We start from the raw sequence: 15,084 nt of genomic DNA, 5'->3' as shown, positions 1-15,084 counted from the left end.
CTGGGGCCGCCCCCGGACGTCAGGACCAGTCGAAGAAGCCCTTGCCGGTCTTGCGGCCCAGCTCGCCGCGGGCCACCTTGTCCCTGAGGATCTGCGGCGGGGCGAACCGGTCACCGAGCGTGGACTGCAGGTATTCGGCGATGCCCAGCCGCACGTCCAGGCCCACGATATCCGTGGTCCGCAGCGGACCGGTGGGGTGTTTGTAGCCCAGCACCATGGCGTTGTCGATGTCCTCCGCGGAGGCCACGCCCTCCTCCACCATGCGCATCGCTTCCAGCGCGATGGCCACGCCAAGCCGTGAAGAGGCAAATCCGGGCGCGTCATTGACGACGACGGCGGTCTTGCCGAGTGCCTCGACCCACCCCTTCGCCGCAGCGGCTGCGTCCGGGGAGGTCTGCTCGCCGAGCACCACTTCAATGAGGGTGGAGGCGGGCACCGGGTTGAAGAAGTGCAGGCCGAGGAAATTCTGCGGCCGCTTCAGCTCCCGGGCCAGGCCGTTCACGGACAGCGACGAGGTGTTGGAGGCCAGGAAGGCGTCCTCGGCCAGGCGCGCTTCGATGCCGCGCAGGGCGGTGACTTTCAGGTCCCAGTCCTCGGGGACGGCCTCCACAACCAGCTGGCGGTCCGCGAAGTCGTCGTAATCCACGGTGACGGCGAGCCGGGACACCATTTCGTCGAGGTTGACGTCGGTTGCGCCGCGTTCGATGCTCTTGGCAGCGGCGGATTCCACGCGTTCCCGGGCGGCCTCGGCGGACTCTTCGTCACGCTCCACCACCAGGACGTTGGCTCCGTTGATGAGGAAGGCGTGCGCGATGCCGGCTCCCATGCGGCCACCGCCAAGGACACCGACGGTCGAGGGAAGGTTGGGGTTCGGCTTCGTCATGGCTGCTTTGCCTTTTCGTCGTTTGCTTTCTTGGCTGTTTTTTTGTCCAGGAACTGCTGCATGCGGTCAAACTTGGCCTGGGACTCAAAGAGGATTCCCTGTGCCAGCTGGTCGATCAGCGGATGCGCCTCGGCCGGGGCGTGGAACACGGATTTGGTGATGCGCACCGCCAACGGGTCCTGGCGGCCAACCCTGTCTGCGAGGCTGTGGGCGGCATCCATCAGCTCCGAAGCCTCATGGATTTCCGTGATGAGGTGGGCGGCCAGCGCGTCCTCGGCCCGGAGCACCAGGCCGGCCAGCAGGATCTGCTTGGCCAGCGGCTCGCCCACCAGTTCCTTCAGCCGCCAGCTGGCGCCGGCGGCGGCGAGGATGCCCAGCCCGGTTTCGGGGTTCCCGATCCGGACGCTGGGTGTTCCGATCCGGAAGTCCGCTGCGTAGGCGAGTTCGGCGCCACCGCCCAGGCAGTAGCCGTCCAGCGCGGCAATGACCGGCATGGGCAGCTTGGCGATCCGCACGAAAATCGTGGAGTTGATGCCCTGCAGGGCGTCGTCGCGGCGGCGTTCGCGCAGCTGGGCGATGTCCGCCCCGGACGCGAAGACCCCGTCCACGCCGGCGATGATCAGGACCTTGGGATTCTGCTCCAGCGCGGCGCAGACCAGGTGCAGCTCATCCACCATCTGCTGGTCGATGGCGTTCCGGACGTCCGGCCGGTTGAGGAGGACCACCACACGGTCCTCGCGTTCCTCCACCAGGAGCGTGCTGAACTGTTGCTGGGCGAGGTCCGGGCCGGCCACTAGACGCGCTCCAGCAGCATGGCCGTGCCCTGGCCCACGCCGATGCACATGGTGGCGAGGCCGATTTTGGCGTCCTCACGCTCCATCCGCCCCAGCAGGGTGATGGCGATCCGTGATCCGCTGGAACCGAGCGGGTGCCCCAGGCTGATGGCGCCGCCGTCGTTATTCACGATTTCCGGATCCAGGCCGAGCCGCCGCATGCTGGCGAGCGACTGGGTGGCGAAGGCTTCGTTGAGCTCGACGGCGCCGAGGTCCCCGACGCTGAGGCCGCTTCGCTTGAGCACCTTCTGCGTGGCGGGCACGGGCCCGATGCCCATGATTTCGGGCTCGCAGCCGGCGGAGGCGCCGTCGATGATGCGGGCACGCGGTGTCAGGCCCAGGCGTTCGATCGCGGCTTCGGAGGCCACGATGATGGCGGAGGCGCCGTCGTTTAGCGTGGAGGAGTTGCCGGCGGTGACCACCGAACCGCCCGGGACCACCGGGCGCAGACCGGCCAGGACATCCATGGTGGTGCCGGCGCGGGGGCCTTCGTCGGTGTCCACCACGGTTTCGGATTTGCGGGTTTTGACCGTTACGGGGACGATCTCGTCCGTGAACCGTCCTGCGGCGATGGCCGCGAGGGACCGTTCGTGGGACCGGACCGCGAAGGCGTCCGCGTCGTCGCGGGAGATGCCGTCCACCCGGGCCACTTCCTCGGCGGTTTCCGGCATGGAGTACGTCATCTTGCCGTCGCGGGACAGCTCACCCTTGGTGAAGAGCGGGTTGGCGAACCGCCAGCCGATGGACGTATCAAAAATGGCGCCCGGCTTGGCGAACGCGGTGGCGGGTTTTTCCTGGACCCACGGGGCCCGGCTCATGGATTCCACACCGCCGGCGATCACAATGTCAGCGGCGCCGGACTTGATCATGTGGCTGGCCATGATGATGGCGCTCAGCCCGGAGGCGCAGAGCCGGTTCACGGTGATGCCGGGGATGTGGAGGGGGAATCCAGCCAGGAGAGTTGCCATCCGGGCCACGTTGCGGTTTTCCTCGCCGGCGCCGTTGGCGTTGCCGAGGATGACTTCCTCGATGCTGTCCGGATCAAGTCCTGCGCGGGTGACGGCTTCGCGGAGCACCAGAGCGGCGAGGTCATCAGGGCGGACCGCCGAGAGCGCTCCGCCGTAACGGCCCACGGGTGTCCGGACGCCGCCGACGAGAAAAGCTTCAACCATAAGAACAGATCCTTTTCAGCAGGGAAGCGGGCCGGCCGGGAATTATTTACCGACCGTTCGTTCTATAAAGATGGCACGGGGCGCCGTGGAGGTCAACCTCGGGACGGGGCGGGCTGCTGGCGGGGCCCGTGCAGCCCGTCGAACGCAATGGTGATGACGTCATCGGCCAGTTTTTCGGGGGAGAGGGGGCCGCCCGGTTTGTACCATTCCACGATCGAGTTGATGGTGCCGAACAGCAGCCGGGTCACGGTGCGCGGGTCGATGTCCTGGCGCAGCGAGCCTTCATCCCGGGCCGCGGAAATGAGCTCCGCCACCGCGTGGTCAAAGGCGCGGCGGCGTTCCAGCGCATCGCGCTCAATCTCGGTGTTGCCGCGAAGGCGCAGCAGCAGCGTTACGAAGGGAAGCCGCTCCACCAGCACGGCCACGGTCTGCCGGAGCACAAATTCCAGCCGGGCATCAGCGGCGCCGGAGGTGGCCTGGGGCTGTTCCAGGATGGCTTCAAGGCCGCCAAGCGCGTGATCCAGGGCCAGCTTGAGGAGGTCGCCCTTGGACGGCACGTGGTGGTAGATGGCCGACTTGGAGATGCCCAGGTTCTCGGCCAGGATGCCCATGGACGTGGCATCGTAGCCGTGCCGGTTGAAGACGTCCACGGCGATGAGCAGCACGGACTGCTGGTCATAACCGGGGCGGCCGCGTTTGGCGCCGGCAGTGCTGGCTGTATCGGTGATGCTGGGCATGGGGCCTAGTTTCTCATGAACGATCGGTCGGGCGGTGCGGCCGGAGCCTGCACCGCCCGGCGGGCCTACTGCTGCGGGCGCATGTCGTAGATGCGGCGCAGCTTGCCGTTGGACCGCTCCAGGGAACCCGGATCCACCACGTTCACTTTGCACGAAGAACCCACGTGGATCTTGATCTGCTCCTGCAGGGTGCGGGCCGCCGTCGTGCTCTGCTCGAGGGAGACGGATTCCCGGCGCTCGATCTTGACGGTCATCTGATCCATCCGCTGGCCCTCCGGGCGGGTGAGCTCCAGCTGGAAATGCGGGCTGAGCTCGGGAATGCGGAGCGCGATTTCCTCGATCTGTGACGGGAAGACGTTGACGCCGCGCAGGATGATCATGTCGTCACTGCGGCCGGTGATGCGGCCCATCCGGCGGTGCCCGGGGCGGGCGGTGCCGGGGAGCAGCCGGGTGAGGTCCTTGGTGCGGTAGCGGATGACCGGCAGGGCCTCCTTGGTGAGCGAGGTGAAGACCAGCTCGCCGTGTTCGCCGTCGCGCAGCACGTTTTCCTTGCCCACCGAGGGGTTGAAGGGGTCGATGATCTCGGGGCGGAAGTGGTCCTCCCAGATGTGGCAGCCGTCCTGGGTTTCCACGGCTTCGCCGGCAACGCCAGGGCCCATCACTTCGGAGAGTCCGTAGATGTCGCACGCCTTGATGTTCATGGTGACTTCGAGTTCGTGCCGCATCTCCTCGGTCCAGGGTTCGGCACCGAGCACCGCGAACTTCAGGGAGGTGGAGGCGGGATCGATCCCCATCTGGGTCATGGCGTCCGCGATGGTCAGGAGATAGGTGGGCGTGGCCAGGATGGCATCCGGCTTGAAGTCCTGAATGAGCTGGATCTGGCGTTCGGTCTGGCCCCCGGAGATGGGGATGACCGTGCAGCCCAGGGCCTCGGCGCCGGCGTGGGCACCCAGCCCGCCGGTGAACAGGCCGTATCCGTAGGCGTTGTGCACCTTCATGCCCGGGCGGACGCCGGAGGCACGCAGTGAACGCGCCACCAGTTTGGCCCAGTCGGCGAGGTCCTGCTTGGTGTAGCCCACCACGGTGGGCCGGCCCGTGGTGCCGGAGCTGGCGTGCACACGGGCTACTTCGGCCTGCGGCACGGCAAACATGCCGAACGGGTATTCCTCGCGCAGGTCATCCTTGGTGGTGAAGGGGAAGTTGCCCAGGTCGCTGAGTTCACGCAGGTCGTTGGGGTGGACGCCGGCCTCGTCGAACTTGCGCTTGTACAGCGGGACGCGGTCGTAGGCGTAGGAAACGGTGTGCTGCAGGCGGCTCAGCTGGAGTGCTTCGATCTCGTCGCGGGACATGGTTTCCTCGCGGTCCAGGACAGCGTCGGTGCCTGCCACAGCGGGCTGAGAGGTGGGCGTTTCGGGGAGGTGGAGGCTCATGGTTTCCTACTTCTTGGGGATGGTGCGGCTGCGGCCGCGGAACTCGGCAATGAGTTCACCCGGCTGGCCGGCGCCAAGCGGGGAATCGGACGAGGATCCGGATTGTCCGGGATCAGCGGCGAATATTTGGATGTCATACAGCCCGCTACGGCCCGCGCTGGAGCGACGGTCCGCTACGGCGGTGATGACCTGGCCCTGGTAGGCGGGTTTGAGGAAGTTGATGTCAACTCCGGAAGCCACCGTGATGCTGCCCTCGTCCCCGGGCCCGGGGTTGATCGGGTTGCAGGCCATGGCGAACGCGGTGTCGGCGAAGGCGAAGATCATTCCGCCGTGGGCCATGCCGAAGCCGTTGAGCATTTCCTGGCGAAGAGGCATGCGGATGGTGGCATGGCCTTCGCTGACGGCGAGGACTTCGATGCCCATCCATTCGGAGGCATAGTCGTTTTCCAGGATCGGATGGGTGGCCCCGGAGAGGGCTGCTTCAGTCATGCGTCATTGCCTCCAGCTTTATTTACCGAATGTTCATTAGGTAATCCCACAAGGGTGCCCGGTGTCAAGGGTTGGGCGTTGCCGGCTGGTGCTTGCGCCGCATGAGCATGTTGGTGATTCGGAGGGTGCAGAGCCGCTGACCGGCCTCGTTGGTGATCAGCACTTCATGGGTGGTCAGTGTCCCGCCGAGGTGAATCGGTGTGGCCGTGATGGTGACCAGGCCCCCGCGCGCCGAGCGGTGGTGGGTGGCGGAAACGTCCACGCCCACCGCCGTTTTGCCCAGCGTGCTGGCGTGGATGACGGCGGCCCACGATCCCACGGCCTCGCCCACGGCCAGGGATGCCCCGCCGTGGAGCAATCCGAACGACTGCCGGTTTCCCTCCACCGGCATGGTGGCCACGACGCGCTCCACAGATTCCTCGAGGATCTTCACGCCCATCTTTTCGTCGAGCTCGCCCAGCGTGATTTTCCAGAGTGCATGTTCGGCGGGTTCCGGGGCGGGATCGGAGCCGTTCTTGGCGGGGGAGTTCATGGGCCGTCCTCGTTGTGGGGCATGGATCTTTTCAGTGTGCAGCACCGATCATTCATGTACTGTAGTCATATTACCGAACGGACGGTCAGTAAATCACCTGGCCCTGCCGTTTTGTCCCCGTGTTGGAAGGACCCGTCGACGATGACCACCACCGCAGCTGCAGAAGCCACCGTAGATACCGTAGAGACCGTTCCCAGTTTTGTGCAGGATTCCTGGTGGACGCCCGACGCCGGGTCGGCAGCCTCCGCTGTCCCCGTGCGGGATGCGAGCACCGGCGAGATCCTGGCCAAGGTGAGCGCCGACGGACTGGACCTCGCCGCCGTCGTGGAGTACGGCCGCACCACCGGCCAGGCCGAGCTGGGCAAGCTGACGTTCCACCAGCGCGCGCTCAAGCTCAAGGAGCTCGCCCAGTACCTGAACGCCCGGCGGGAACACTTCTACACCTTCTCGGCGCAGTCCGGCGCCACCAAGATCGATTCGATGATCGACATCGACGGCGGCATCGGGGTGCTGTTTACGTTCGGCTCCAAGGGCCGGCGCGAGCTGCCCAACTCCCAGGTAGTGGTGGACGGCCCCATGGAAGTGCTGTCCAAGGACGGTTCCTTCGCCGGCGAGCACATTTACACCCGCATCCCGGGCGTCGCCGTGCAGATCAACGCCTTTAACTTCCCGGTCTGGGGCATGCTGGAAAAGTTCGCCCCCGCCTTCATCGCCGGGGTGCCCACCATCGTCAAGCCCGCCACCCCCACCGGTTACGTGGCCGCCGCCGTGGTCAAGGCCATCATCGAATCCAACATCCTGCCCGCCGGTTCGCTGCAGCTCATTTCAGGCTCGGTCCGGGGCCTGCTGGACGTCCTGGACTACCGCGACCTGGTGGCCTTCACCGGGTCCGCGTCCACCGCGCTGACCCTCAAGTCGCACCGCAACGTGGTGGAGGGCGGCGTCCGGTTCACTTCGGAGACCGACTCCCTCAACGCAGCCATCCTGGGCCCGGACGCGGTGGAGGGCACGCCGGAGTTCGACGCCTTCGTCAAGTCCGTGGTCACCGAGATGACCGCCAAGGCCGGCCAGAAGTGCACCTCCATCCGCCGCGCCCTCGTTCCGCAGGAACTGGTTTCCGCGGTGACCGCCGCCGTCGGCAAGCGCATCCAGGAGCGCGTTGTCCTCGGTGACCCCCGCGCCGAGGGCGTCACCATGGGTGCCCTGGCATCCCTGGAGCAGCTCGCGGACGTCCGCGCCGCCGTGCAGTCCATGCTCGACGCCGGCGGAGAGCTGACGTACGGAACCCTCGATTCGCCGTCGGTGACCTCCGCGGACGGATCCACCGGCGTGGTGGAAGGTGGCGCGTTTATGTCACCGGTGCTGCTGGGCTGGGATGACGCCGAGGCTGAGGCGCTGCACTCGCTGGAGGCCTTCGGCCCCGTTGCCTCGGTGGTGGGGTACAAGGACCTGGCCGACGCCGTCCGCCTCGCCGCCCGCGGTGGCGGCTCCCTGGTGGCCACCGTCTGCACGAACGATCCGGCCGTGGCCCAGGAACTGGTCACCGGCATTGCCGCCCACCACGGCCGCGTCCTGATGCTCAACCGCGAGGACGCCCGGAGCTCCACCGGCCACGGCTCCCCGGTTCCGCACCTGGTCCACGGCGGCCCCGGCCGCGCCGGCGGCGGCGAGGAACTGGGCGGCATCCGCTCCGTCATGCACCACATGCAGCGCACCGCGATCCAGGGCTCACCCAACATGCTCACCGCCGTCACGGGGATCTGGCACACCGGGGCGGACCGCAACTTCACCCTCGAAACCGAAGGGCAGCACCCGTTCCGGAAGCCGCTGGCCACGCTGCACATCGGCGACGCCATCCGCTCCGACCTGCGCGAGGTGACCCTCGAGGAAATCACCAAGTTCGCCAACTCCACCGGTGATACCTTCTACGCCCACACCAACCAGGAAGCGGCCGCCGCCAACCCGTTCTTCCCGGGCATTGTGGCCCACGGCTACCTGCTGCTGGCCTGGGGCGCCGGGCTGTTCGTGGAGCCGGCTCCGGGCCCGGTCCTGGCCAACTACGGACTGGAAAACCTGCGCTTCATCACGCCCGTGGCGGCCGGCGACTCCATCAGGGTGACCCTGACGGCCAAGAAGATCACCCCGCGCGAAACGGACGAGTACGGCGAGGTGGCCTGGGACGCGGTGCTGACCAACCAGAACGGCGAGATCGTGGCGACTTACGACGTCCTCACGCTCGTGGAAAAGGGCTGAATAAAAAAGCCCGGTTCACTTGCCCCCATCCCACACCGGCCCATATACTGAACGAACGGTCGGTAAATAATTGAGCGCCTTTCAGAGGCCTTTGCTAGAGGAGCAACCATGGCAGTGCAGAATCTGCAGTCAGTGACCGCTGAGCTGTCCCCGGACGAACTCGAAGCCGCTGCCCGGCGCGATGCCGAGGGCCAGGCGAATTTTGACCGGGTGATCGCCGATGATTCCCGGATTGAACCGAAGGACTGGATGCCTGCGGCGTACCGCAAGACACTCCTGCGCCAGATCTCCCAGCACGCGCACTCGGAGATCATCGGGATGCAGCCGGAGGCCAACTGGATTTCCCGGGCCCCCAGCCTGAAGCGCAAGGCCATCCTGATGGCCAAGGTCCAGGACGAGGCAGGCCACGGGCTGTACCTCTACTCCGCCGCCGAGACGCTGGGCCAGTCCCGCGACGAGATGATGGACGCGCTGATCGCCGGCAAGGCGCGCTACTCGTCCATCTTCAACTACCCGGCACGGACCTGGGCAGACATGGGCGCCATCGGCTGGATGGTGGACGGCGCGGCAATCTGCAACCAGGTGCCGCTCTGCCGCGCCTCTTTCGGCCCCTACGGCCGGGCCATGGTCCGCGTCTGCAAGGAAGAATCCTTCCACCAGCGCCAGGGCTTCGAAATCCTGCTGGAACTCTCCAACGGCACGCCCGAGCAGAAGCAGATGGCCCAGGACGCCGTGAACCGCTGGTACGCCCCGGCCCTGATGATGTTCGGGCCGCCGGATGACGATTCGCCCAACTCCAAGCAGTCCATGGCCTGGAACATCAAACGCTTCAGCAACGACGAACTCCGCAACCGCTTCGTCGGCATGATGATGGAGCAGGTCAAAGTCCTGGGACTCACCCTGCCGGATGAGGAAATCCGCTTCAACGAGGAAACCAAGAAGTGGGAGCACGGGCCCCTCGACTGGGACGAGTTCCACGAGGTCCTGGCCGGCCGCGGCCCCTGCAACGCCCAGCGGCTCGAGCGCCGCAGGGAAGCGCACGACGACGGCGCCTGGGTCCGTGAAGCAGCGGCCGCTTATGCGGAGAAACAGCAGGCAAAGCAGTCAATGACGACGAAGGAATACGCAGCATGAGCCCCCACGGCAACCCGGAAGTACCGGCCAGCTCGGCCACCGAAATCAACCGCAGCGCGGAAAAAGTCAGTCCCGTCGTAGAGCCCGCCGATACCCGGGCGGCCCACCGCCAGGGCTGGGGCCTCTGGGAGGTCTTCGTCCGGTCCAGCCGCGGCCTGAGCCACGTCCATGCCGGTTCCCTGCACGCGCCGGACGCCGCCATGGCCCTGCGCAACGCCCGTGACCTGTACACCCGCCGCAACGAGGGTGTGTCCATCTGGGTGGTTCCGGCCGACGCTATTGCGGCCAGCGATCCGGATTCCAAGGGTTCGTTCTTCGAATCCCCGCAGGGCAAGGACTACCGGCACGCCACCTACTACACCAAGAGCGAAGGAGTGAAGCACCTGTGACCGCTCCCGGAACCAACACCGAAGCAACCGAGACGCACGGCCACGGTGACATCTCCACCGGCGTCGCCGCGCCAATGGGAGGTGGCGAGAGTAACGCCTCCGCCACCCGCATCACGCCCGGAAACGCCCTCCGCCCGGAGGACATTGCCCTCGAGGTCCGTGCCGGCGTGGCCAAGCCCACCGAGGACGTGGCCGAGTATGCGCTGCGCCTGGGTGACGACGCCCTGATCCTCGCCCAGCGCCTGGGCCACTGGATCTCCCGCGCACCCGAACTGGAAGAGGACATTGCCCTGGGCAACATCGCCCTGGACCAGCTGGGCCACGCCCGCAGCTTCCTCACCTACGCCGGCGGCGCCCTTGGAGAAGACGGGGCCCCCAAGTCCGAGGACGATCTGGCCTACTTCCGCCGGGAGCACGAGTTCCGCTCCGCACACATCTTTGAGCAGCCCAACGGCGACTTCGCGGCCACCATCGCCCGCCAGTTCGTGGTCAGCTACTACCAGTTCGAGCTGTACCGCCGGCTCACCGGGTCCAGCGACGCCACCCTGGCCGCCATCGCCGCCAAGGCCGTGAAGGAAGTGGATTACCACCGGGACCACAGCGCCCAGTGGATCCTCCGCCTCGCCGGCGGCACGGATGAGTCGCGGAAACGGATGATCCACGGCCTGCACGTGGTGTGGCCCTACGTCAACGAACTGTTCGAGGACGACGATCTGGTGACCCGCCTCGCGGAGTCCGGTGCCGGCGTCGCGCCCTCCACAATCCGCGCTGACTTTGACCGCCTGACCGGCGACGTCCTGGCCGAAGCGGACCTGGACGCTCCGGACGTTCCCCCCGCACCCGGCGGCGGCCGGCGCGGCAAGCATTCGGAGCACCTTGGCTACATCCTCGCGGAGATGCAGGTGCTGGCCCGCGAGCATCCCGGAGCAAGCTGGTGACCGTGATGGCTGCCCAGACAGATCAGAGCCAGAAGGCCTGGGACATCGCCGCCACGGTGGTCGATCCCGAAATCCCGGTCCTCACCATCGCGGACCTGGGCATCCTGAGGGATGTGCAGGTCGCGGACGATGCCGTGCGGGTCACCATCACGCCAACCTACTCGGGCTGCCCCGCCATGGATGCCATCCGGGATGACCTGAAAACCGCGTTCGCCAAGGAAGGCTACGCCAGCGTGGACGTGGACCTGGTCCTCGCCCCGGCGTGGACCACCGACTGGATGACCGAGGCCGGGAAAACCAAGCTGCAGGAGTACGGGATCGCCCCGCCCACCGGCCGCTCGGACGCGGCCCGGCACGCAGGCCCCATCCGCCTCACCATGGCCGTGAAATGCCCGCAGTGCTCGTCACTGAACACCAAGGAACTCACCCGCTTCGGTTCCACATCCTGCAAGGCGCTGTACGTCTGCCAGGACTGCAAGGAACCGTTCGACTACTTCAAAGTCCTGTAAGGAAACCCCATGCCTGTTGTCCGCCAGACCGCCGCCGAATCGGCGCAGGCCACCGGCCGCCGTCGTCCGTCCTTCCACACGCTCGCCGTCAAGGAGGTGCGCCGGCTCACCGAGGACGCCATTGAAGTCTCCTTCCATGTTCCGGCCGAACTCGCCGGCCAGTTCGACTACCTGCCCGGGCAGTACGTGGCCCTCCGCACCAAGCTGCCGGACGAGACCGGCGAGCTGCACGAGGTCCGCCGCAGCTACTCCATCTGCGCCGAGCCGCGCAGCTTCGAAGACGGCAGCAGCGAAATCCGCGTCGCCGTCAAGAAGGACCTTGGCGGGCTGTTCTCCACCTGGGCCAACGCCGAGCTGAAGGCCGGGGACACCCTGGACGTCATGAGCCCGATGGGCGCGTTTGTGTCCAAGCACGGCCGCGACGGTAAAGCGGTGGAGCAGAACCGGATGAACTCCATGAACCACCCGGAGGATCTGGCCGGCGAAATCGCTTCCACCGGCGAGGCAAACTTCGTGGCCATCGCCGCGGGTTCCGGCATCACCCCGGTGATCGCGATTGCCCGCACCCTGCTGGCCGCCAACCCGGAGAGCCGTTTCGACCTGATCTACGCCAACAAGGCCGCCATGGACGTGATGTTCCTGGAGGAACTCGCGGACCTGAAGGACAAGTACCCGCAGCGCCTGGCCATCCACCACGTACTGTCCCGCGAACAGCGGATCGCGCCGCTGCTCAGCGGCCGGATCGACGCCGAAAAGCTCCAGCAGCTGCTGGGCACCGCCATCCACGCCGACGACGTGGACGAGTGGTTCCTGTGCGGGCCGTTCGAGCTGGTGCAGCTCTGCCGGGACACCCTGGCCGAGCGCGGGGTCAGCCCGGACAATGTCAGGTTTGAACTCTTCACCTCGGGCAAGCCGGACCGGCCGGAGGGCCACGCCGGCCGTCCCGTGCTGGTGGACGAGTCCAAGGAAACGTACAAGATTATGTTCAAGCTGGACGGTCTTCAGGGCGAGGTGGCCAGCCCCACCCACGCCCGCGAATCCATCCTCAACGCCGCACTGCGGGTCCGTCCGGACGTGCCGTTCGCGTGCGCCGGGGGAGTCTGCGGCACCTGCCGCGCCAAGGTGGTCACCGGCAGCGTGACCATGGACGAGAATTACGCGCTGGAACAGGACGAGCTGGACAAGGGCTACGTGCTGACCTGCCAGAGCCACCCCACCACCAAGGAAGTCATGGTCGACTTCGACGTCTAGTCCTGTTGATCGCCGGGACTCTTCACATCAGCGTGCCTTAATTCCGAACCAACCCTAGGAGCCCCATGATCTCCCTTTCCATCGCCAACAACGTCGCCGAAGTGGTCCTGGACGCCCCGCACAAGCTGAACTCCCTGGACGAGCAGGCGCTCGGCGAACTGTCCAAGGCGTACGACGACGCTGCTGCCGCCGCCGCGCGCGGTGAGGTGCGGGCGTTGTTGCTCAGGGGAGAGGGCCGCGCCTTCTGTGCGGGCCGGGACATCCAGAACGTTACGCCGGAAAGCGACGACGCCGAGGCGTACCTGGCGGGGCTGGTGCAGCCGCTGCTGAAGAAGATGAGCGCGTTCCCGGCGCCCACGTTCGCTGCCGCGCAGGGCGCCTGCCTGGGCGTGGGCCTGGGTCTGCTCCTGGCCACCGATGTGGTGTACGTGGCGGAGAACGCCAAGTTCGGCTCGCCGTTCGCGAAGCTGGGGGCCACGCTGGATTCGGGCGGACACTGGTACTTCACGGAGCGGCTGGGCATGCACCGGACGCTGGATCTGATCTACACCGCTGACCTGATTTCCGGGGCAGAGGCCGTGGCTCAGGGAATGTTCAGCCGGGCCATGCCCGCTGACGAGCTACTGACGGGCACGCGGGAGATCGTGGCCCGGGTGGCCGAAGGCGCCACCGGTGCGTTCACAGCCAGCAAGGAACTGGTGGCACACATCCGCGACCAGCGGCTGGGCCTCTGGGATGCCATGGCGGAGGAGAACGCCGAGCAGGCGCGGCTGTGCAAGAGCGAGGACTACGCCGAAGGCTTCCGCGCCTTCCAGGAAAAGCGGACTCCCGTGTTCACCGGAACGGTGGCGGGCTAGCGCCAACTGGCGCCGTTTTGCGGGTTGGCCCACGCCTCAAAAGATTTAGCTGTGTTCCGGGCCACATCCATGTATTATCTAGAGTAACTGAACGTTCGATCAGTAAATCTCTCGACCCTCATCCCCAGGCAGCAGTGCTGCCCCAGCCATGGAGTTCCAATGACCGCAACTTCACACGTCGATTCAGAGTCGGGTCCCAGCAGCAAACACGAGGAACGAAAAGTCCTTGCGGGGACCCTCGTGGGCACCACCATCGAGTGGTACGACTTCTTCATCTTCGCCCAGCTGACGGCAACGCTGCTGTCCCCGCTGTTCCTTGCCCCGCTGAACGAGTCCAACCCCGGCCTTGCGCAGATCCTGTCCTTTGCCCTGATCGGCATCAGCTTCCTGTTCCGCCCGCTGGGAGCGATCGTCGCCGGCCACCTGGGTGACCGCCTGGGCCGGAAGGCCATGCTGGTCTTCACGCTGATCATGATGGGCGCCGCTACGGCGCTGATCGGCATGCTGCCCACGTACGCACAGATCGGCTTCTGGGCTCCTGTCCTGCTGATCCTGCTCCGCGTCATCCAGGGCTTCTCGGCCGGCGGTGAATGGGGCGGTGCAGCCCTGATGGCTGTTGAGCACGCACCGATGAGCAAGCGCGGCCTGTTCGGCGCCTACCCGCAGATCGGTGTTCCGGTCGGCATGATCCTGGCCACCGGCCTGCTGTACTTCCTCAACACGTCCATGTCCAAGGAAGACTTCGCCGCGTGGGGCTGGCGGATGCCGTTCCTGCTCTCGATCGTGCTGATCGTGGTGGGATACCTGATCCGCCGGGCGGTCGCCGAGAGCCCCGTCTTCAAGGAGATGCAGGACCGCAAGGAAGAGAGCAAGGCGCCGCTGGGCGAACTGATCCGGAACCACAAGCTGCCGGTGCTGTACTCCACCATGATCTTCATCGGCAACAACGCCGCCGGCTACCTCCTGATCGCGTTCTTCATCTCCTACGCCACCAAGTCGCTGAAGATGCCGGTGGCGCAGATCCTGCTCGCCACCACCCTGGCTTCCTTCGGGTGGTTGATCTTCACGCTGGTGGGAGGCTGGCTCTCCGACAAGATCGGCCGGGTAAAGACCTTCCTGATCGGCTACGCCATCGTCTTCGCCTGGATGATCCCGATGTTCGCCCTGATCGACACCAAGGACATTATGCTCTACGGCGTGGCGCTGTTCGTCCTGACCGTCGGCCTGGGCCTCTCCTACGGCCCGATGTCCGCCATGTACGCCGAAATGTTCCCGGCCAACGTGCGCTACTCGGGCATCTCCATCGGCTACGCATTCGGTGCGATCCTGGGCGGCGCGTTCGCCGCCACCATCGCTGAGACCCTGTTGCAGAGCACCAAATGGACTGGCTCCATCGGTATCTACATCATGATCCTCTGCGTCATCTCGGCCATCGGCGTCCTGCTCGCCAAGGAGACCAAGGGCCGTCCGCTGGGTGTCAGCCACCACTGATTCCGCGCGGCCGGCGGGGGTGGCGCCTTAGGGCTCCACCCCCGCCGGCTCAAGGTTCAGTCAAGATTTCGCCCCGCCGGCCTGTGGCCGCCCGGGTGCCGGTTGGCAGCCGGTACATTTGTTTCGGTTTCGGTTTCCCCCCAACGAAACCATGGAAGCCCCCGCGCTCGAGTTCACCTCGCGCGG

Annotated in this window: 15 protein-coding genes; 8 read left to right on the top strand and 7 right to left on the bottom strand. The window is 66.3% G+C overall.

The annotated features are described in order from the left end of the window. Positions 1-19: 19 nt before the first annotated feature. The 7 genes from SBP01_RS17585 to SBP01_RS17555 all read right to left on the bottom strand — a co-directional run bounded on the left by SBP01_RS17585 (position 20) and on the right by SBP01_RS17555 (position 6,076). On the bottom strand, positions 20-883 hold the full coding sequence (locus tag SBP01_RS17585) for a 3-hydroxyacyl-CoA dehydrogenase family protein (RefSeq protein ID WP_320536725.1): 864 nt from the start codon (positions 881-883) through the stop codon (positions 20-22). Further along, complete coding sequence (locus tag SBP01_RS17580) at positions 880-1,677, bottom strand: enoyl-CoA hydratase/isomerase family protein (RefSeq protein WP_320536723.1); 798 nt, start codon at positions 1,675-1,677, stop codon at positions 880-882. Before SBP01_RS17580 ends, SBP01_RS17585 begins: the two co-directional genes overlap by 4 nt. Beyond that, positions 1,677-2,888 carry a thiolase family protein gene (locus tag SBP01_RS17575; protein WP_275214868.1) on the bottom strand — a complete coding sequence of 404 codons (1,212 nt, stop codon included), beginning with the start codon at positions 2,886-2,888 and terminating at the stop codon, positions 1,677-1,679. Before SBP01_RS17575 ends, SBP01_RS17580 begins: the two co-directional genes overlap by 1 nt. 92 nt (positions 2,889-2,980) lie before the next feature. Beyond that, positions 2,981-3,625, bottom strand: a complete 645-nt coding sequence (locus tag SBP01_RS17570) for a TetR/AcrR family transcriptional regulator (RefSeq protein ID WP_320536722.1) — start codon at positions 3,623-3,625, stop codon at positions 2,981-2,983. Positions 3,626-3,690: 65 nt separating this feature from the next. Next, positions 3,691-5,055, bottom strand: coding sequence for a phenylacetate--CoA ligase PaaK (paaK, locus tag SBP01_RS17565; protein ID WP_275214870.1), 1,365 nt, complete (start codon positions 5,053-5,055; stop codon positions 3,691-3,693). A gap of 6 nt (positions 5,056-5,061) precedes the next feature. Beyond that, entirely contained in the window at positions 5,062-5,544 is a 483-nt protein-coding gene (locus SBP01_RS17560) for a hotdog fold thioesterase (RefSeq protein ID WP_320536721.1), read from the bottom strand. Between the two features lie 64 nt (positions 5,545-5,608). Further along, the gene (locus SBP01_RS17555) at positions 5,609-6,076 is read right to left on the bottom strand and encodes a PaaI family thioesterase (protein WP_320536720.1); all 468 of its coding nucleotides are present in this window, start codon (positions 6,074-6,076) and stop codon (positions 5,609-5,611) included. A gap of 141 nt (positions 6,077-6,217) precedes the next feature. Between SBP01_RS17555 and paaZ the strand changes: the two genes are divergently transcribed. The 8 genes from paaZ (at position 6,218) to SBP01_RS17515 (ending at position 14,898) form a co-directional block, all read left to right on the top strand. After that, positions 6,218-8,329, top strand: coding sequence for a phenylacetic acid degradation bifunctional protein PaaZ (paaZ, locus tag SBP01_RS17550; protein ID WP_320536719.1), 2,112 nt, complete (start codon positions 6,218-6,220; stop codon positions 8,327-8,329). Positions 8,330-8,437: 108 nt separating this feature from the next. Continuing rightward, positions 8,438-9,463, top strand: coding sequence for a 1,2-phenylacetyl-CoA epoxidase subunit PaaA (paaA, locus tag SBP01_RS17545; RefSeq protein WP_275214874.1), 1,026 nt, complete (start codon positions 8,438-8,440; stop codon positions 9,461-9,463). Continuing rightward, the gene (paaB, locus tag SBP01_RS17540) at positions 9,460-9,852 is read left to right on the top strand and encodes a 1,2-phenylacetyl-CoA epoxidase subunit PaaB (RefSeq protein ID WP_275214875.1); all 393 of its coding nucleotides are present in this window, start codon (positions 9,460-9,462) and stop codon (positions 9,850-9,852) included. The genes paaA and paaB overlap by 4 nt, the downstream gene beginning before the upstream one ends. Positions 9,853-9,926: 74 nt before the next feature. Further along, entirely contained in the window at positions 9,927-10,790 is an 864-nt protein-coding gene (paaC, locus tag SBP01_RS17535) for a 1,2-phenylacetyl-CoA epoxidase subunit PaaC (RefSeq protein WP_414004309.1), read from the top strand. A gap of 5 nt (positions 10,791-10,795) precedes the next feature. Then, the gene (gene paaD / locus SBP01_RS17530) at positions 10,796-11,299 is read left to right on the top strand and encodes a 1,2-phenylacetyl-CoA epoxidase subunit PaaD (protein ID WP_320536716.1); all 504 of its coding nucleotides are present in this window, start codon (positions 10,796-10,798) and stop codon (positions 11,297-11,299) included. 9 nt (positions 11,300-11,308) lie between these two features. Beyond that, on the top strand, positions 11,309-12,550 hold the full coding sequence (gene paaE, locus SBP01_RS17525) for a 1,2-phenylacetyl-CoA epoxidase subunit PaaE (RefSeq protein ID WP_275214878.1): 1,242 nt from the start codon (positions 11,309-11,311) through the stop codon (positions 12,548-12,550). A gap of 65 nt (positions 12,551-12,615) precedes the next feature. Beyond that, positions 12,616-13,407: an enoyl-CoA hydratase/isomerase family protein gene (locus SBP01_RS17520; RefSeq protein ID WP_320536715.1), complete on the top strand. Its 792-nt coding sequence runs from the start codon at positions 12,616-12,618 to the stop codon at positions 13,405-13,407. A 159-nt stretch (positions 13,408-13,566) separates the two neighbouring features. Beyond that, complete coding sequence (locus tag SBP01_RS17515) at positions 13,567-14,898, top strand: MFS transporter (protein ID WP_320536714.1); 1,332 nt, start codon at positions 13,567-13,569, stop codon at positions 14,896-14,898. Positions 14,899-15,084 lie beyond the last annotated feature (186 nt).

Source organism: Pseudarthrobacter sp. IC2-21, from assembly GCF_034048115.1.
Taxonomy (GTDB): Bacteria; Actinomycetota; Actinomycetes; order Actinomycetales; family Micrococcaceae; genus Arthrobacter; species Arthrobacter naphthalenicus.
The sequence above is the reverse complement of the archived record's forward strand: the minus strand, read 5'-3'. Positions and strand labels throughout refer to the sequence as shown.